Source organism: Phyllobacterium sp. RCAM01083 (assembly GCF_055685835.1).
In genome coordinates this window covers 2,667,181-2,684,053 of record NZ_JBVFZN010000005.1, presented here as the reverse complement: position 1 = coordinate 2,684,053, position 16,873 = coordinate 2,667,181, and the positions used below count along the sequence as shown (strand labels likewise).

The following is a 16,873-nucleotide window of genomic DNA, read 5'->3' as shown; positions in this document are numbered from 1 at the left end:
GACAAAATCCGCGGGGCCGCCGCAGCCTATCGGAAGGGTTTGTCCTTCTGCGGATGGATGGTTTCGCCGCGCTCCAGCATGGCAACGAATTTTTCGATGCGCTGCAGGCGTGTCTCGGGTTTCTTGGCATCGTTGACACGGTAGATGATGGCGTAGCGGTTCGCGCTGCTCAATGTCCCGAACATCTGCTTCGCCTCGGCATTCGCGTCGAGGGCTGCCTGCAGATCGTCGGGTATCGTGGCCTTGCCTTGCGAAAGATACGCCTTGTCCCAGCGTCCATCGGCCTTGGCGCGTTCGATTTCCGCAAGGCCGAAGGGTGTGATGCGACCCTGTTCGATCAGCGCGAGGGCGCGCGTGCGATTGATGTCGGACCAGCGGCTTGCGGCCTTGCGCGGCGTGAAGCGGATGAGCCAGTAGTCTTCATCGAATGCGTCGATCTGGCCGTCGATCCAGCCATGGCAAAGTGCGCCATCGATCGCATCCTGTTTGGACAGGCTTTTGATCCGCGCGGTCTTCTTGGAAAATTTGAGCCACGCGCCCGGCGATGCCGCATGGTTGGCGGCCAGCCACGCCTCCCAGTCTGCGCCTGCCGGAAAGAACAGAACCGGCAATTCTGTCGTTGCTTTCGTCATGGAATTCGCCTCCGCTCACGACAGCTTTATGCCGGATCAGACGGGCCTTGAACATATCACTTATGCATCACGCGTTTGTTACAAAGATGTAATGTTCCGTGCCCTTGAATTGCCATGGTTTGAGGCCCAAATCCTAGCTGTCGACGATAGATCGATGTCCGGGATTTAAGGCTCGTCCCCCGCCTGCCCCGGACTTGCGGTGACCTCATCCCCCCTCTCCGGGTCGCCGCATCTGAGTGTAGTGATCTGGTCGCCTGTGGTCCCCCCGCCACGGCGGCCATTTCTTTTCCGGCTCCACTTTTTTCTGCCGCTTCCCCGAAAATGGGCTAAGAAGAACTCCCTTCACGAATCCCGGTCCAACAAATTCAGGAATTACCATGTCAGCGCTTGAACCTGTCTTGAACGCCCTTGATGCCAATCTGGATAAAAGTCTGGAGCGGCTGTTCGAACTGTTGAAGATCAAGTCCATCTCCACCGATCCGGCATTCAAGGCCGAATGCCGCAAGGCTGCCGAGTGGCTGGTCGCCGATCTGAAGACCATCGGTTTCGACGCCAGCGTGCGCGACACGCCGGGGCATCCGATGGTGGTGGCGCATCATGAGGGGCCAAGTGCCGATGCACCTCATGTCCTTTTCTACGGTCACTATGACGTGCAGCCGGTTGACCCGCTCGAACTGTGGGAGAACGACCCCTTTGCCCCTGCCATCAAGGATATGGGCGATGGCCGCAAGATTCTGACCGGCCGCGGCACGGCCGATGACAAGGGCCAGCTGATGACCTTCGTCGAAGCCTGCCGCGCCTACAAGGACGTGCATGGCAAGCTGCCGGTCAAGATTTCCATCCTGTTTGAAGGAGAAGAAGAGTCGGGATCGCCGTCGCTGAAGCCTTTCCTCAATGCCTGCAAGGACGAGCTCAAGGCCGACTTCGCCCTCGTGTGCGATACCGGCATGTGGGACAGGCAGACCCCGGCGATTTCCGTCGGCCTGCGCGGGCTGGTCGGCGAGGAAATCGTCGTCAAGGCCGCCGATCGCGACCTGCACTCCGGTTCCTTCGGCGGTGCGGCGGCAAACCCGATTCACATTCTCACGAAGATTCTCGCCGACCTGCACGACGAAACCGGTGCCGTGACCATTCCCGGCTTCTATGACGGTGTCGAGGAAACCCCGACGCAGATCCTGCAGACCTGGAACGGACTCGGCTGCACGCCGGAAAACTTCCTCGGCCCCATCGGCCTTTCCATTCCCTCGGGTGAAAAAGGCCGTTCCATCCTGGAACTGGTCTGGGCGCGCCCGACCGCCGAGATCAACGGCGTGATCGGCGGTTATACCGGACAGGGCTTCAAGACCGTCATTGCCGCGCAGGCATCGGCCAAAGTGTCGTTCCGCCTCGTACACAAGCAGAACCCCGCCAAGATCCGCGAAGCCTTCCGCGCCTTTGTGCGCGAGCGCGTCCCTGCCGACTGCTCTGTGGAGTTCCATGAGCATGGCGGTTCGCCCGCCATCCAGCTGTCCTATGACTCGCCGCTGCTGGCCAAGGCCAAGACTGCCTTGAGCGACGAATGGCCGAAGCCCGCCGTGCTGATCGCCATGGGTGGATCGATCCCGATTGTCGGCGATTTCCAGAACATGCTGGGCATGGAATCGCTGCTCGTCGGCTTCGGGCTTGAGGACGACCGCATCCATTCCCCCAACGAAAAATACGAGCTGAATTCCTTCCACAAGGGCCAGCGTTCCTGGGCACGCATTCTTGACGTGCTGACGAAATAAACCGGAGAGATTTGATGACCATCCGCTTTCACCGCAATGATCTGCCCGACCTTGCAAACTATCAGGTCAATGCCGTTGCCATTGATACGGAGACGCTGGGGCTGAACCCCCATCGCGACCGGCTGTGTGTTGTGCAGATTTCACCCGGTGACGGCTCGGCTGATGTCATCCAGATCGACAAGGGGCAGACATCTGCCCCCAATCTGGTGAAACTTCTTGGTGATGCCGCCATCACCAAGATTTTCCATTTCGGCCGGTTTGATCTTGCCGTGCTCTATCACGCCTTCGGTGTGATGCCGCAGCCGGTCTTCTGCACCAAGATCGCCTCGCGCCTGACCCGCACCTACACGGACCGGCATGGCCTGAAGGAGATTTGCAGCGAATTGCTGGATATCAACCTGTCCAAGCAGCAGCAGTCATCGGACTGGGCGGCGCCGGAACTGTCGCAGGCTCAGCTGGAATATGCGGCATCCGACGTTCTCTACCTGCACCGGCTGAGCGCCATCCTGATCGAGCGCCTGAAGCGTGACGGACGGGCGGAAGAGGCGGCTGCCTGCTTCCAGTTCCTGCCGACGCGGTCCAAGCTCGATCTGATGGGCTGGGACGAACAGGATATTTTCGCCCACAGTTAAACGGAAAACGGCTCCTGCTATTCTGCAGAAGCAAGCGCGCCCCTGCCTTGCGGTGTGGGCGCGCGGTCGATATGTGCCCATTGCGGCCGTTTGAACAGGAACCGGCCATAGCCGGTCCATTGCACCAGCCCATAAAGGATCACCGGCCCCAGAACGCCGCTGACGACGGTCAGGAGCGAAATCGTGCCGATATCCGTGATGACGCCTGATTTGAGCAGGATGGTTCGCGCCACCGCCATGGGCAGGAAGAAGGCGAGGTAGACAACGATGGAATGGGCGCCGAGCCAGCGCAAAGCACGCACAAGCCATTGTGCAGCGGGTACCGAGCCCAGTCGCGCCAGCAGCGCCGAGACCGAAACAATGGCCAATGCCCCGGCAAAACCGGCAAGCAGCGAGATGATGGGCACATTGCTCCAGCCGCCGAGCCCGCCGGATGTATAGGCCTCCAGCGGTATCCAGGCAGCAAAGGGTTGCGATGCCGGGTGAAACACCAGCCAGCCATTGGCGAGCGCCCATACGCCGAGGATGGCAAGGGCGGTGAGCGGACGCTGCCGCAGCCATTGCGCCAGGTCGAAAATGACGGGTGCAAAGGCATAGCCGGCAAAGAAGAAGACATAGCGGCTGCAGAATTCGTCGAGGACCAGCCATCCCGTATGGATGGGGACGGTTTCAAGCGCGGCGGCAATGGCGAGGATGATCCAGACATTGACGGATCTGACGAGGCGCGTGACGACAAAGAACACCGGCAGCAGATAGATGAACCATAGGGTTCCGAAGGGCTGGACGAGGGCAAGGAGATAGGCGCCGACAGCGCCGCCGGGGCCGCTGTCGGCGATGATGCCCGGCGCCTTGAACAGGAACTGGATCGTCAGCCACAGCAGGTAGAAATAGGCGAAATGGATGATCTTGCGGTCGGCATAGCGCAGCCATGGCCGATCGATCACCAGTCCGAGAAACAGGCCCGAGATCAGGAAGAAGTCCGGCATGCGGAACGGCTGGGCAAAGGACACGACCGGATGCATCCAGCCACGGGCGCCGGCATCGTCCTCGACGCCAAGCACCGAGTGCATCATGACGACAAAGATGATGCAGATGCCCTTGGCGATGTCGACCCAATCGACACGTGTTTTTTCGCCCGTGCTCATCGTTGCTTTGTTCCCCCGCGTTTTACTCTCTTTGATACGCGATATTTCAAAACGGGAAGTAAAATTCAGGTGATGTTCGCAGAAATGACGGTCGGATCACGTTTCCGAAGGGTTGATTGTCCCGGAAATACCCGGTTGCTGCATCCGAATACAAAAATGCCGGGCAGAAGCCCGGCGAATTGTGAACGCAAATGCGTCCAGAGGGGAACACGTAACGAGCGAAAAATGGGAGGAGAACCGCTCGTTACGCACCACCAAAATATGCCTGCCGCGTTTAATTTTCAAGGGCGCAAGAATAATAATCTTTTCGCGCGCCAAGATTTGACAGAAAACGACAGCGGCGCTGCGGCGGCCTGAATGGGGTTTCAGTTGACGGCGGCACCCGCCGGCGCGGGCGCGCCGGTCGCGTCGAGAGGCTCCTTGCACGTCCCGTGACCGCGCAGCTGGCAGCCGCCGAGGCGATACTGTGCTTCGGATTCGGGCGAGGGATTCAGTCTGGCAATGGCACCGCCACCGCAACCGCCGAGGATAATCGCAGCGCAGGCAAGGACCACAAATCGCATTTGCCACTCCATTCCTAATGAGCGGGAAGCTAACGGTCCGGCGCGGAATTCTCAAGCGTGAACCGAACCGTTCGCCTTCACGCATGCTCAGTTTGATGCCATCGGCCAAATTTAACCGCACCTTAAATCGCCGCATTTACCCTGCAACGCGTCGCGAAGGATTTTGCGGCACCGATTGGGGCGGGTATTTCAGTCAATGGCACCACGTGACAAGGGCAGGCAGCGCATCGAGCCGGGGTTCAGTTCGGACCGCCGTTCCGATGACGATGACATGCGCGCCGACCCGGAGGACAGACCCGTGCGAAGCCAGAAGCGCCGGACCTCATCGCGCAAACCCGCCAAGTCCAGGCGCGGCCGCTCCAGCCGCCGGCAGGGTGGCGGTTTCCTGGGTCTCATCCGCCGCACCATCTACTGGTCGTTTGTCCTGTGCATCTGGGGCGGTATCGCCGTCGCGGGCACCGTGATCTATTTCGCCGCCAAGATGCCGCAGACCACCACCTGGACGATCCCCGACCGCCCGCCCAACGTGAAGATTGTTTCGGTCGAAGGCGATCTCATCGCCAATCGCGGCGCCACCGGCGGCGAGGCGATCGGCCTGCACCAGATGTCGCCCTACCTGCCGCAGGCGGTGGTGGCGATCGAAGACCGCCGCTTCTATTCGCATTTTGGTGTCGATCCCGTCGGCTTCGTCCGCGCCATGGCGACCAACGTGATCTCGGGGCGCCTGGTGCAGGGCGGTTCGACCATCACGCAGCAGCTGGCGAAGAACCTGTTTCTGACGCCGGACCGCACGCTGGAGCGCAAGGTCCAGGAAGTCCTGCTCGCCCTCTGGCTGGAGCACAAATATACCAAAGACCAGATTCTGGAGATGTATCTGAACCGGGTTTATCTCGGCTCGGGTTCCTATGGCGTGGCCGCGGCCTCGCGCCGCTACTTCAACAAATCCGCGCACGACGTCAATCTGTCGGAAGCGGCTGTCATTGCCGGCCTGCTCAAGGCGCCTTCGCGCCTGTCGCCGGCGCGCGATCCGAAAGCCGCCGTCGAGCGTTCCCAGCTGGTGCTGGCGGCCATGCGCGATCAGGGCATGATCGGTGACAAGGAACTGACCGTCGCCATGAAGCAGCCGGCGACCCGCGCGGCGGCCTATTGGAGCGGCTCCGAGCATTATGTCGCCGACCGGGTGATGGAGGAGTTGCCCGAGCTTATCGGTGATGTCCGTGCGGATGTGGTTGTCGACACCACCGTCGATCTCGGCCTGCAGAAGCTGGGAGAAGCCTCGATCCGCGATCTGATCCAGAAGAACGGCGACCGGCTCAATGTTTCGCAGGGCGCGCTGGTCTCCATCGATGGCACCGGAGCGGTGCGGGCGCTGGTGGGCGGCTATGACTATGCCAACAGCCAGTTCGACCGCGCCAGCGAAGCCAAGCGCCAGCCGGGCTCCACCTTCAAGCCTTTCGTGTATCTCTCCGCATTGGAGCAGGGGCGCACGCCGGAATCGGTGCGCAACGATGCGCCCATCCGGATCGGCAACTGGACGCCCGGCAACTATAACGGCAAATATTTCGGCAAGGTGACGCTGGCGGAGGCGCTGGCCCGGTCGCTCAATTCGGTATCCGCCCAATTGGTCATGGAAGTCGGCCCCAGCACCGTTGTCGATACGGCGCATCGCCTGGGGATCGTTTCGAACCTCAACGCCAATGCCTCACTGGCGCTTGGGACCTCGGAAGTCACGCTGCTCGAACTCACCGATTCCTTTGTGCCCTTTGCCAATGACGGCTACAAGGCGCCCGTCCATCTGGTCCGCCGCGTCACCACGCATGAGGGCAAGGTGCTGTATGAATTCAAGAATCCCAAGCAGGAGCGGGTGATCAGCGAGCGCAATGTCGGCATGATGAATGCCATGCTGCGCCAGACCGTCGAAAGCGGCACGGCGACGAAAGCCAAATTCGGCTGGCCCGCTGCGGGCAAGACCGGCACCAGCCAGAATTTCCGCGATGCCTGGTTCATCGGCTACACCTCGAACCTGACCACGGGCGTGTGGTTCGGCAATGATGACGGCAAGCCGACCAAGAAGGTCACCGGCGGCGCGTTGCCCGCGCTGGCCTGGAAGGAATTCATGGTCGCCGCGCACAAGGGCGTGCCCGTGGCGGAGCTTCCCGGCAATTACCGCGTCAATGAAACCGTCATCGACGGCAACGATGCCTTGCCCGGCGCGGATGTGCCGGCCGCCGAAGGTGTGCCATCAGCCCAGCTCAATCCGGGCGGGCCGGTTCCGCCGGTCGGGCTGGACGATCAAACCGGATCGACCCATCCGACGCCGCCGGCCGGCGTGGGCGGCAATGGCCAGAAGCCGCGCAAGACCACGCTCTTCGACCTGATCATGGGCAACTGACCGGCAAGCCGTCCGGTCCGTGCTTCCCTTCGCTCCCATACAGCTTCTGAAAACCCCCTGTCGCGGCGATTCCAAATGTCGCTTGACAAGTCGCGACTCTTGTCCTCGTATTATGAAAATCCATTATTAGATATTCTATTCCATAGTAATGGATTAAAACATAATATTCGCTTGACGGATAGGGGAACGAAAAATGTCTAAAGTATTTTACGCGACGGTCGCTGTGGCCGCGCTGCTCGCATTGCCGTTCAATCAGGCTTTCGCGCAGGACAACAAGAGCAAGCTCGATGAGGTGCTGGCCCGCGGCCATCTGGTTGTCGGCACCGGCAGCACCAATGCGCCATGGCACTTCAAGGGCGCTGACGACACGCTGCAGGGCTTCGATATCGACATGGGTCATATCATCGCCAAGGCGCTGTTCAGCGATCCCAGCAAGGTCGAGTTCGTCAACCAGTCTTCCGATGCCCGCATTCCCAACATCACCACGAACAAGGTGGATATCACCTGCCAGTTCATGACGGTCACCGGGGAGAGGGCACAGCAGATCGCCTTCACCATACCGTACTATCGGGAAGGTGTCGGGCTGATGCTGAAGGCCGACAGCAAATATGCCGACTACGCCGCGCTCAAGGCGGCGGGTTCTGCGGTGACAATCTCGGTGCTGCAGAATGTCTATGCCGAATCGATGGTGCATGCGGCCCTGCCGGAGGCCAAGGTCGACCAGTATGAATCGGTCGATCTGATCTATCAGGCGCTGGAATCCGGCCGTGCCGATGCGGTCGCCACGGATCAGTCGTCGCTTGCCTGGTACATGACCCAGAACAAGGGTCGCTACAAGGATGCCGGCTACGGCTGGAATCCGCAGACTTATGCCTGCGGTGTCAAGCGCGGCGATCAGGATTGGCTGAACTTCGTCAACACGGCGCTGCATGAGGCGATGACCGGTGTCGAGTTCGATACCTATGCGAAATCGTTCAAGACCTGGTTCGGCAAGGACCTGACGCCGCCGCAGATCGGCTTCCCCGTCGAATACAAGTAGTCAACCGGCGGCTCCAGGGTCGTCTGGAGCCGTTTCTCCTTGTCTTGCGATAACGGGGACATTGTTCATGGGCTATACGCTGAATTTTGCTGCCGTCTGGCGCAGCTTCGATGACCTGCTGTTGGGGCTGGCGCTCAGCCTTGCCCTGGCTTTCGGCTCCATCCTCATCGGCGCCGTCATCGGGCTGTGCACGGCTTTTGGTCTGATATCCAAAAACGGCCTGATAAAGCGTCCGGCCGGGGTCTACGTCTCCATCATCCGCAACACGCCGATCCTCGTGCTCGTGCTGTTCACCTATTTCGCGCTGCCCCAGTGGGGGTTGCGCCTGGGCAAGATCGAAAGCTTCGTCTTCACGCTCGCCCTCTATTCGGGTGCCTATCTGGCGGAGGTGTTCCGCGCCGGACTGCTGTCGATCCCCGCCGGTCTGCGCGAGGCCGGCCTCGCCATCGGCCTGACGGAAATGCAGATACGCACGTCGATCATCGCGCCGCTGATGTTTCGCAATATCCTGCCGTCGCTCGGCAGCACGATCATCTCGCTGTTCAAGGACACGTCGCTGGCCGCGGCCATCGCCGTGCCGGAACTGACGTTCGAAACGCGCAAGATCAATGTCGAAACCTTTCGCGTCATCGAGACATGGATGGTGGCAAGCTGCCTCTACGTCTTTACCTGTTCGATCCTGGCTGCGCTGATGCGCATCGTCGAACGCCGTCTGGCATTGCCGAGGTGATGTGATGGATATTGTTCATTTCGCGGATGTTCTCTGGCTGGCGCGCTGGCCGATCCTCAAGGGTATCGGCGTCACCCTGTCGATTTCGCTGCTGGCGATCTGCTGCGGCACGCTGCTCGGGGTTGGTGTTGGTTTGGCGCTGACCTATGCCAGGGCACCGCTGCGTTGGATCGTGCGCGGCTACACGGATTTCATCCGCGGCACACCAGTCCTCGTGCTGGTTCTCGCCAGTTATTACGTGCTCGGCACCATCGGCCTTGACCTCGGGCCGTTCCAGGCGGGCATTCTGGCGCTCGCCGTCTTCTGCAGTTCGCATGTGGGGGAAATCGTCCGGGGGGCGCTGCAATCCATACCGAAGGGGCAGACGGAAGCTGCCAAGGCTATTGGCCTGACCTTTCCGCAGACCTTCGCCTATGTGCTCGGCCCGCAGGCGCTGCGCCAGGTGCTGCCGGCCTGGGTCAACACGGCAGCCGAAATGGTCAAGGCATCGACCCTCTTGTCGATTATCGGCGTGGCCGAGCTGCTGCTGCGCACGCAGGAACTGATTTCCAGAACCTTCATGAGCCTCGAATTCTATTTCTTCGCCGGCTTCCTGTATTTCGTCATCAACTATGCCATCGAACGTTTCGGCCGCTACGTCGAACGCAAGATGGCGGTTCCATCCTAAGGGGATTCCGGGATGCCAGACAATCTTCTTGAAATCCGCAACCTGCACAAGAGCTATGGCGAGGTGGAAGTCCTCAAAGGCGTCGACTGCAGCATGAAGCAGGGCGATGTCGTCAGCATCATCGGGTCGAGCGGCTCCGGCAAGACCACCATGCTGCGCTGCATCAACATGCTGGAAGAATTCCAGGGCGGGTCGATCAGCATAGACGGTCAGGAGATCGGTTATGAGATGATCGGCGGCCAGCGCCGGCGCAAGAAGGAGAAGGAAATCGCCCGCCAGCGCGCCCTGACCGGCATGGCTTTCCAGCAGTTCAACCTGTTCCCGCATATGAGTGCCGTTCACAATGTCATGCTGGGCCTGGTCAAGGTGAAGAAGCTGGACAGGGACGAGGCGCGCACCATTGCGCTGAAATGGCTGGATCGTGTCGGCCTGCTCGCCCGTGCCGATCATTTTCCCGGGCAATTGTCCGGTGGCCAGCAGCAGCGTGTCGCTATCGCCCGCGCCATTGCCATGAATCCTCGGCTAATGCTGTTCGACGAAGTCACCTCGGCGCTCGATCCGGAACTGGTGAACGAGGTGCTGCAGGTGATCAAGACATTGGCGCAGGACGGCATGAGCATGCTGCTTGTCACTCACGAGATGCGCTTTGCCTACGAGGTCTCCAACCGGGTGATCTTCATGAACCAGGGGCTTATCGGCGAGGAAGGCAACCCGCGCGACATGTTCCACAAACCGCAGAGCGAGCGCCTGGCCGAGTTTTTGAAGACGTCGAGCTTTTCCTGAATTTAGCGATGTTTGTTCGCAGGCACACGTCAAAATACCGGCCTGCACAGTTCCCTTTGGGCGGCGCTTGCTCTATGGCACTAGTGGTCCGATTCTGACATTTGCACCCCGTTGATACAGGCCATTCAGGCAAATGTCAGAATCAAAGGACCACTAGCAACTATAAGATTCTAGTGGAACTTTGAATTTGACATTCGCATGCTGCGCGTCATGTCAAATGGGATGCGAATGTCAAATTCGTTCCACTTGCAAACGGAGTTTTCCCATGAGCAGCGATGAAGCACGCAAAGTCCTCGTCTTGACTGGCGCAAGCCGTGGCATCGGCCACGCCACGGTCAAGCGGTTTTCCCGCGCCGGCTGGCGCGTCATCACCTGCTCGCGGCAGGATTTTTCCGATGATTGTCCCTGGCCTGCCGGTCCCGACGATCATATCAAGGTGGATCTCGCCGATCCCGCCGATGTGGATCACGCGGTCCTGGAAATTCGCCAGAGGCTGGAGATCGAAGGCGGCAAGCTGCATGCCCTGATCAACAATGCCGGTATCTCGCCCAAGAATCCGGGCGGTGACCGGCTGGATTCGATCGAGACCCCCATGCACACATGGTCGACCGTGTTTCAGGTGAATTTCTTCGCACCCATCATGCTGGCGCGCGGCCTGTTCAAGGAATTGGAAGCGGGCAAGGGATCGATTGTCAACGTCACCTCCATCGCCGGAAGCCGTGTGCATCCCTTTGCCGGAACGGCCTATGCGACATCGAAGGCTGCACTGGCATCCCTGACGCGGGAAATGGCCTCGGATTTCGGCCCGCACGGCATTCGCGTCAACGCGATCGCGCCGGGCGAGATCGATACGGCGATCCTGTCGCCGGGCACCGACAAGCTGGTGGAACAGCTGCCGCTGCGCCGTCTCGGCAAGACCGCTGAGGTTGCCGAGACGATCTATTTCCTGTGCTCCGAGGCATCGTCCTATGTGACCGGCTCGGAAATCCACATCAATGGCGGCCAGCACGTCTGATGCTTGAAGGGGGAATGGCTTTGAACACCCCCCTCTGTCCTGCCGGACATCTCCCCCACAAGGGGGGAGATCACATCGACATCGACATTTTTGCTTGTTTTGCGAGGTCTCAGAACTGGTCGAAACCGTAATGCAGGCTGATCTCCCCCCTTGTGGGGGAGATGGGCGGTAGCCCAGAGGGGGGTAAAATCTCTCCCTCAAACGTAGCGGTTGACCACGTTCTCCAGATATTCCTGGCGGCCGGAGCGCGGCTGCGGCTGGATCTTCTTGTCCTCGACGTGCTTGGCGATATCCTCAAGCGACAGCTTGCCCGACAGCATGGCCTGTGCGTCAGGCTTGGCCCAGCCCGCATAGCGCTCCTCGACAAAACCGGTGAGGGCCTTGTCCTCGACCATCTTCGCCGCTGCCTTGAGGCCGCGGGCGCAGGTATCCATGCCGCCGATATGGGCGATCAGCAGGTCCTGCGGATCGAGCGACTGGCGGCGCAGTTTGGAGTCGAAATTGGTGCCGCCCGTGGTGAAACCGCCGGCTTTGAGGATTTCATAATAGGCCAGCGCCACCTCGGGCACATTGTTGGGGAACTGATCCGTATCCCAGCCGGACTGGTAATCATTGCGGTTCATATCGATGGAACCGAAAATGCCGAGTGCCGCCGCGGTTGCCAGTTCATGTTCGAAGGAGTGGCCGGCAAGGATGGCGTGGCCCTGTTCGAGATTGACCTTGACCTCGTTCTCCAGGCTAAAGCGCTTGAGGAAGCCATAGACTGTCGCCGCATCGTAGTCGTACTGGTGCTTGGTCGGCTCCTGCGGCTTCGGCTCGATGAGGATCGCGCCCTTGAAGCCGATCTTGTGCTTGTAGTCGACGACGAGGCTGAGGAACCGGCCCATCTGGTCGAGTTCGCGCTTCATGTCGGTGTTGAGCAGGGTCTCGTAGCCTTCGCGGCCGCCCCAGAGCACGTAGTTCTCGCCCTTCAGTTTCTGCGTGACATCGATACAGGTTTTCACCGTCGCGGCCGCATAGGCGAAGACATCGGGATCGGGGTTGGTGGCTGCACCGGCCATGTAGCGCCGGTTGGAGAAAAGATTGGCGGTGCCCCAGAGCAGCTTGGTGCCGGTCTTTTCCATCTTGCCCGCGAAATAGTCTGCAATCTCGTAGAGGCGCTTGTTGCTTTCGGCGAGAGTCTCGCCTTCAGGACGGACGTCGGCGTCGTGGAAGCAGAAATACGGTGCGCCCAGCAGCGAGAACATCTCGAAAGCCACGTCGGCTTTCAGCTTCGCGCCCTGCATCGTGTCATTGAACCACGGGCGTTCGAAGGTCTGGCCGCCGAAGGGATCGCCGCCCGGCCAGGTGAAGGAATGCCAGTAGGCAACGGCAAAGCGCAGGTGGTCTTCCATGCGCTTGCCATTGATCAGCTCTTCGGGATTGTAAAAACGATAGGCAAGCGGATTGGTGCTGTCCGGCCCCTCATATCTGACTGGTTTGATGTCACCAAAAAATCCGCTGCTCATGATTGAACTCCCTTTAATGCTGGATAGAGGTTGTGGTAGCGCCGGTAGGCGATGTCGAAATCGGCGGTGAGACCCTTGTCGGGCTCGATGGTCTTTTCCGTTGCGGGCTGCGTGCAGATGGCACGGGGATCGGCCTTTTCCGCTGCGATGAGGCCAAGCCTTGCGGCACCGAAGGCTGCGCCGAAATCCCCGTCGGCAGGCACATCGACAGGGATGCCGAGCGCCGTGGCAATGGTTTTCAGCCAGTAGGCGGACCGCGAGCCGCCGCCGACGGCGGTCACCCGGTCAAGCCTGGTGCCCGCACTGGCAAGCGCATGCAGGCAATCGCGGAAGGCAAAGGCGACGCCCTCAAGCACTGCCTGTGTCAAGCTCGCCCGGTCGCTGGCATGTTCCAGTCCCTGGAACGAACCGCGGATGGCGGAATCGTTGAGCGGCGTGCGTTCGCCGGAGAGATAAGGCAGGAAGGTGACGCCGGAAGGGGCTCGTAAATTGTCACCCAACTCGTCGGTCAGTTCCGCCGGCTTGCGCGCGGTGATGCCGGCATACCAGTTGAGCGCATCGGTGGCGGAGAGGATCACGCCCATCTGGTGCCACGTGTCGGGGAGGGCATGGCAGAAGGTGTGAACGGCACTGGCCGGGTTGGGCAGATAGGCATTGTTGGCGGCAAACAGCACGCCGGATGTGCCGAGCGAGACGAAGGCATGGCCTTCCGCCACGGTGCCCATGCCGCAGGCGGAAGCGGCATTGTCCCCGGCGCCGCCGGCAACAACCACCCGGTTGCCCATGCCCCAACGCGTGGCCAGACTGGCTTTCAGCGTGCCGGAAACCTCGGTCCCCTCGACGAGGGATGGCATGTGGCTCCTGTCGAGTCCGGATGCGCCGAGCAGCTCGTCCGACCAGGCGCGCCTGCCGACATCGAGCCAGGAGGTTCCCGCCGCATCGGACATTTCGGAGACGTGTTCGCCGGTCAGCCAGAGCCGCAGATAATCCTTCGGCAGCAGCACCCGCCGCAATCTGGCGAAAATCTCCGGCTCGTTGTTCTTCACCCACATCACTTTCGGCGCGGTAAAGCCGGGAAAAACAATGTTGCCGCTGAGCGCGCGAAAGATCGGCTTGCCGTCGAGTTCGGCTGCTTCCGCGTGGCTGCGCGTGTCGTTCCACAGCATGCAGGGCCGAAGCACGCTGTCATTGCCGTCAAGCAGCGTTGCGCCGTGCATCTGGCCGGACAGGCCGATGCCTTTCACAGCAGCCAATTCTTTGGGGTGACTGGCCTTCAGTGCGGCAATGGCATCTTCGGTCGCGCGTATCCAGTGCGCGGGGTCCTGCTCGGACCAGCCTGAATGCGGCCGTGAAACATCCAGTGTTCCTGTGCCGGAGCCAATGACGGACTGTTTGTCGTCAATCAACAGCGCCTTGACGCCGGATGTGCCTAAATCTAGACCGAGATACATGGAGGATCCTTTGAAATGTGGAGGCTAGATCGCCCGCCGCAGCGGTGCTTCACGCAGATCGCCGGGGGCGAAAAGCTGGGTATCGAGATGCAGCAGGGACGTCATCATGCAACCCTGCAGGATGAGCGGATGCTCGTCGGGATAGCAGCGGATGGTCAGGTCAGGCTTGCCGCCCCAGCCGGTCGTGCCGGATACGATTTCCCGCAGGTCCGCCTCGATGAGGTCGAAGACACCGGCGCCGGGCCCGACAAGTGCGATGGGCACGGGATCGATCAGCGAGAAAAGACTGCGCAGGCCGGAGCCGATGGCCTGTCCCGCCTTGCGGAATGCCGCCCGCTCCGCACCGTCGCGGCTGCGGGCGCGGTCGGCCACGGCATTGAAGGAAGCGGCATCGACATCCTGGGCCGGCTGGGCCTGTTCGTCCTCGCCCGCTGTCCGGCGCAGGATGGCATAATCACTGGCATAGGCCTCGATGCAGCCGTGGCGGCCGCAGCGGCAGAGCGCGCCATTGGGGACATGCAGCATATGGCCGAATTCGGCACCCGAAGACTGGACGCCGAGAAACGGCTTGCCCTTGAGATAAAGGCCCATGCCGATGCCGTGCGACAGGAGGATGGCGGCAAAGTCTTCGGCGTAATGTTCCGGATCGGTCCAGCGCAGCGCCTCGGCAATCATGCTGCAATCATTGGCAACCGCAACGCTGACGCCGTAGCGTGCGGAAAGGATTTCGCCGAAAGCCACATTGATGTCGGGCGTGATCGGCGACCAGAGCATGGTCGCGCTGGCGGCATCGGTGACACCCTGCACGCCCATGGAGATGTGCATGAGCCTGCCCGCGCTGCCCGGCATGGCGGCGAGCAGGCCGTCAAGCATTTCGCAGATCGCCCGGCTCAGGTCGCCGGCGCTTGCATCGAGCGTCGGGATACGGCGGATTTCCTGCGCGATCACCTGTCCCTTGTAGTCGAACAGCACCGTGTGGGCGAGGTTGAGGGCCAGTTCAACCGTGGCGATTGTCGCGATTTCCGGGTTGAGCGTCAGTGCCACCTGCGGGCGGCCGCGGCGGTTGGCCGTGACATCGCCGTCGCGGCTTTCATTGACAATGCCTTCGGCGATGAGGGCCGTGGTGATGGCTGAAACCGTCGATGCGCTGAGGCCGGTCTGGGCCACGATATCGGTGCGCGAGAGGAGATCATGGCCGCGCAATGCGGCCAGGACGAGCCTGCGATTCTGACGCCGGACATCGTCCGGCCGGGCTATCTCATCTACCAACGAACGATCTCCTCCCGAAATCTTTTTTTGATGCGATGCAAAAATATTGTTGCAACGCAATAACTTAGCAGATCAGATTCTATGTTGACATGGAAATGAAATTAAGTCACTATTTTTTTCGAGCCTCGAAATAAAGAGGTTTGGGTGACTGGCCGGAGGTGAAAGGCCTGACATCCGACGGGATCAACGTGCCATGTGCACTGGGAGGATTATCATGAAAAAATACGCAACCGCTCTGGCGGGTGTTGCTCTTGCCGTTTCTTTGGCCGGCCCTGCGCTGGCGAAAGACAAGATCATTGGCGTGTCCTGGTCCAACTTTCAGGAAGAGCGCTGGAAGACAGATGAAGCTGCCATCAAGAAAGCGCTTGAAGCCAATGGCGACAAGTATATTTCGGCCGATGCCCAGTCTTCCGCTTCCAAGCAGCTCACCGACGTTGAAAGCCTGATCGCCCAGGGCGCCAATGCCCTGATCATCCTTGCGCAGGATTCGAGCGCAATCGGACCAGCTGTTGAAAAGGCGGTCGCTGAAGGTATTCCGGTCGTCGGCTATGATCGCCTGATCGAAAACAAGGATGCGTTCTACATCACCTTCGACAACAAGGAAGTCGGCCGCATGCAGGCGCGCGGTGTCCTGGCTGTGAAGCCGGAAGGCAATTACGCCTTCATCAAGGGCAGCTCGGCCGATCCGAACGCCGATTTCCTCTTCTCCGGCGCGCAGGAAGTTTTGAAGGACGCCATCGCGTCCGGCAAGATCAAGAATGTCGGCGAAGCCTATACGGACGGCTGGCTGCCGGCCAATGCGCAGAAGAACATGGAACAGTTCCTGACCAAGAACGACAACAAGATCGACGCTGTCGTTGCGGCCAATGACGGCACTGCCGGCGGCGCCATCGCTGCCCTGCAGGCCCAGGGGCTTGCCGGTACGGTGCCCGTATCCGGTCAGGATGCGGATTTCGCAGCCCTGAACCGCATTGCGCTCGGCACCCAGACCGTTTCGGTCTGGAAAGACTCGCGTGAGCTCGGCAAGGAAGCAGCCGGTATTGCCGCGGCACTCGCCGACGGCAAGAAGATGGGCGACATTCCGCATGTGCAGAAGTTTGCCGGCGGTGCGAACAAGGTTGAAGTCAATGCCGTGTTCCTGACGCCCGTTCCGATCACCAAGGACAACCTCAACGTCATTATCGACGCGGGTTGGGTGAAGAAGGACGTTGTCTGCCAGGGCGTCAAGGCCGGTTCGGTCGCAGCCTGCAAGTAAGTCCTGAATAATCTGCTAATATTGAG

15 protein-coding genes are annotated in these 16,873 nt (G+C 60.5%); 9 read left to right on the top strand and 6 right to left on the bottom strand.

Annotated elements, in window-relative coordinates:
• Positions 1-26: 26 nt before the first annotated feature.
• Positions 27-632 (bottom strand): YdeI/OmpD-associated family protein, encoded by a 606-nt coding sequence (locus tag ACZ25R_RS19975; RefSeq protein WP_472461988.1) that lies wholly within the window; start codon positions 630-632, stop codon positions 27-29.
• 377 nt (positions 633-1,009) lie between these two features.
• On the opposite strand from ACZ25R_RS19975, the gene ACZ25R_RS19970 reads away from it, so the two are divergent.
• Both ACZ25R_RS19970 and ACZ25R_RS19965 read left to right on the top strand, forming a co-directional pair.
• The gene (locus ACZ25R_RS19970) at positions 1,010-2,398 is read left to right on the top strand and encodes a M20/M25/M40 family metallo-hydrolase (RefSeq protein ID WP_472461987.1); all 1,389 of its coding nucleotides are present in this window, start codon (positions 1,010-1,012) and stop codon (positions 2,396-2,398) included.
• A 14-nt stretch (positions 2,399-2,412) separates the two neighbouring features.
• Positions 2,413-3,030, top strand: coding sequence for a ribonuclease D (locus ACZ25R_RS19965; RefSeq protein ID WP_223612280.1), 618 nt, complete (start codon positions 2,413-2,415; stop codon positions 3,028-3,030).
• 17 nt (positions 3,031-3,047) lie between these two features.
• On the opposite strand, the gene ACZ25R_RS19960 is transcribed toward ACZ25R_RS19965, so the two are convergent.
• Positions 3,048-4,175 (bottom strand): acyltransferase family protein, encoded by a 1,128-nt coding sequence (locus tag ACZ25R_RS19960; protein ID WP_472461986.1) that lies wholly within the window; start codon positions 4,173-4,175, stop codon positions 3,048-3,050.
• A gap of 365 nt (positions 4,176-4,540) precedes the next feature.
• A complete protein-coding gene (locus ACZ25R_RS19955; RefSeq protein WP_472461985.1) occupies positions 4,541-4,738 on the bottom strand; it encodes a hypothetical protein in 198 nt (65 codons plus the stop codon).
• 196 nt (positions 4,739-4,934) lie between these two features.
• Here ACZ25R_RS19955 and ACZ25R_RS19950 point away from each other — a divergent pair, with 196 nt between their 5' ends.
• The 6 genes from ACZ25R_RS19950 to ACZ25R_RS19925 all read left to right on the top strand — a co-directional run bounded on the left by ACZ25R_RS19950 (position 4,935) and on the right by ACZ25R_RS19925 (position 11,364).
• The gene (locus tag ACZ25R_RS19950) at positions 4,935-7,130 is read left to right on the top strand and encodes a transglycosylase domain-containing protein (RefSeq protein WP_472461984.1); all 2,196 of its coding nucleotides are present in this window, start codon (positions 4,935-4,937) and stop codon (positions 7,128-7,130) included.
• Between the two features lie 193 nt (positions 7,131-7,323).
• The gene (locus tag ACZ25R_RS19945; protein ID WP_464662278.1) at positions 7,324-8,169 is read left to right on the top strand and encodes a transporter substrate-binding domain-containing protein; all 846 of its coding nucleotides are present in this window, start codon (positions 7,324-7,326) and stop codon (positions 8,167-8,169) included.
• Between the two features lie 67 nt (positions 8,170-8,236).
• Positions 8,237-8,899 (top strand): amino acid ABC transporter permease, encoded by a 663-nt coding sequence (locus ACZ25R_RS19940; protein WP_223612274.1) that lies wholly within the window; start codon positions 8,237-8,239, stop codon positions 8,897-8,899.
• Positions 8,900-8,903: 4 nt separating this feature from the next.
• Positions 8,904-9,566: an amino acid ABC transporter permease gene (locus tag ACZ25R_RS19935; protein WP_463011965.1), complete on the top strand. Its 663-nt coding sequence runs from the start codon at positions 8,904-8,906 to the stop codon at positions 9,564-9,566.
• Positions 9,567-9,578: 12 nt separating this feature from the next.
• A complete protein-coding gene (locus ACZ25R_RS19930; protein ID WP_463011964.1) occupies positions 9,579-10,349 on the top strand; it encodes an amino acid ABC transporter ATP-binding protein in 771 nt (256 codons plus the stop codon).
• 265 nt (positions 10,350-10,614) lie between these two features.
• Complete coding sequence (locus ACZ25R_RS19925; RefSeq protein WP_130268458.1) at positions 10,615-11,364, top strand: SDR family NAD(P)-dependent oxidoreductase; 750 nt, start codon at positions 10,615-10,617, stop codon at positions 11,362-11,364.
• Positions 11,365-11,561: 197 nt separating this feature from the next.
• Here ACZ25R_RS19925 and xylA read toward each other — a convergent pair whose 3' ends face one another.
• The 3 genes from xylA to ACZ25R_RS19910 are packed head-to-tail and all read right to left on the bottom strand — an operon-like array spanning position 11,562 to position 15,592.
• A complete protein-coding gene (gene xylA / locus ACZ25R_RS19920) occupies positions 11,562-12,872 on the bottom strand; it encodes a xylose isomerase (RefSeq protein ID WP_472461983.1) in 1,311 nt (436 codons plus the stop codon).
• Positions 12,869-14,323 (bottom strand): xylulokinase, encoded by a 1,455-nt coding sequence (gene xylB / locus ACZ25R_RS19915; RefSeq protein WP_472461982.1) that lies wholly within the window; start codon positions 14,321-14,323, stop codon positions 12,869-12,871. The genes xylA and xylB overlap by 4 nt, the downstream gene beginning before the upstream one ends.
• Positions 14,324-14,347: 24 nt before the next feature.
• On the bottom strand, positions 14,348-15,592 hold the full coding sequence (locus ACZ25R_RS19910; protein WP_346305973.1) for an ROK family transcriptional regulator: 1,245 nt from the start codon (positions 15,590-15,592) through the stop codon (positions 14,348-14,350).
• Positions 15,593-15,806: 214 nt separating this feature from the next.
• On the opposite strand from ACZ25R_RS19910, the gene xylF reads away from it, so the two are divergent.
• Positions 15,807-16,847, top strand: coding sequence for a D-xylose ABC transporter substrate-binding protein (gene xylF, locus ACZ25R_RS19905; protein WP_223612268.1), 1,041 nt, complete (start codon positions 15,807-15,809; stop codon positions 16,845-16,847).
• Positions 16,848-16,873: the final 26 nt, after the last annotated feature.

Bases quoted from the DNA above. Each gene is read 5' to 3' on its own strand.
- ACZ25R_RS19975 (WP_472461988.1), bottom strand. From the start codon at position 632: ATGACGAAAGCAACGACAGAATTGCCGGTTCTGTTCTTTCCGGCAGGC.
- xylF (WP_223612268.1), top strand. From the start codon at position 15,807: ATGAAAAAATACGCAACCGCTCTGGCGGGTGTTGCTCTTGCCGTTTCT.
- ACZ25R_RS19945 (WP_464662278.1), top strand. From the start codon at position 7,324: ATGTCTAAAGTATTTTACGCGACGGTCGCTGTGGCCGCGCTGCTCGCA.
- xylA (WP_472461983.1), bottom strand. From the start codon at position 12,872: ATGAGCAGCGGATTTTTTGGTGACATCAAACCAGTCAGATATGAGGGG.
- ACZ25R_RS19965 (WP_223612280.1), top strand. From the start codon at position 2,413: ATGACCATCCGCTTTCACCGCAATGATCTGCCCGACCTTGCAAACTAT.
- ACZ25R_RS19955 (WP_472461985.1), bottom strand. From the start codon at position 4,738: ATGCGATTTGTGGTCCTTGCCTGCGCTGCGATTATCCTCGGCGGTTGC.
- ACZ25R_RS19935 (WP_463011965.1), top strand. From the start codon at position 8,904: ATGGATATTGTTCATTTCGCGGATGTTCTCTGGCTGGCGCGCTGGCCG.
- xylB (WP_472461982.1), bottom strand. From the start codon at position 14,323: ATGTATCTCGGTCTAGATTTAGGCACATCCGGCGTCAAGGCGCTGTTG.
- ACZ25R_RS19960 (WP_472461986.1), bottom strand. From the start codon at position 4,175: ATGAGCACGGGCGAAAAAACACGTGTCGATTGGGTCGACATCGCCAAG.
- ACZ25R_RS19930 (WP_463011964.1), top strand. From the start codon at position 9,579: ATGCCAGACAATCTTCTTGAAATCCGCAACCTGCACAAGAGCTATGGC.
- ACZ25R_RS19925 (WP_130268458.1), top strand. From the start codon at position 10,615: ATGAGCAGCGATGAAGCACGCAAAGTCCTCGTCTTGACTGGCGCAAGC.
- ACZ25R_RS19940 (WP_223612274.1), top strand. From the start codon at position 8,237: ATGGGCTATACGCTGAATTTTGCTGCCGTCTGGCGCAGCTTCGATGAC.
- ACZ25R_RS19950 (WP_472461984.1), top strand. From the start codon at position 4,935: ATGGCACCACGTGACAAGGGCAGGCAGCGCATCGAGCCGGGGTTCAGT.
- ACZ25R_RS19970 (WP_472461987.1), top strand. From the start codon at position 1,010: ATGTCAGCGCTTGAACCTGTCTTGAACGCCCTTGATGCCAATCTGGAT.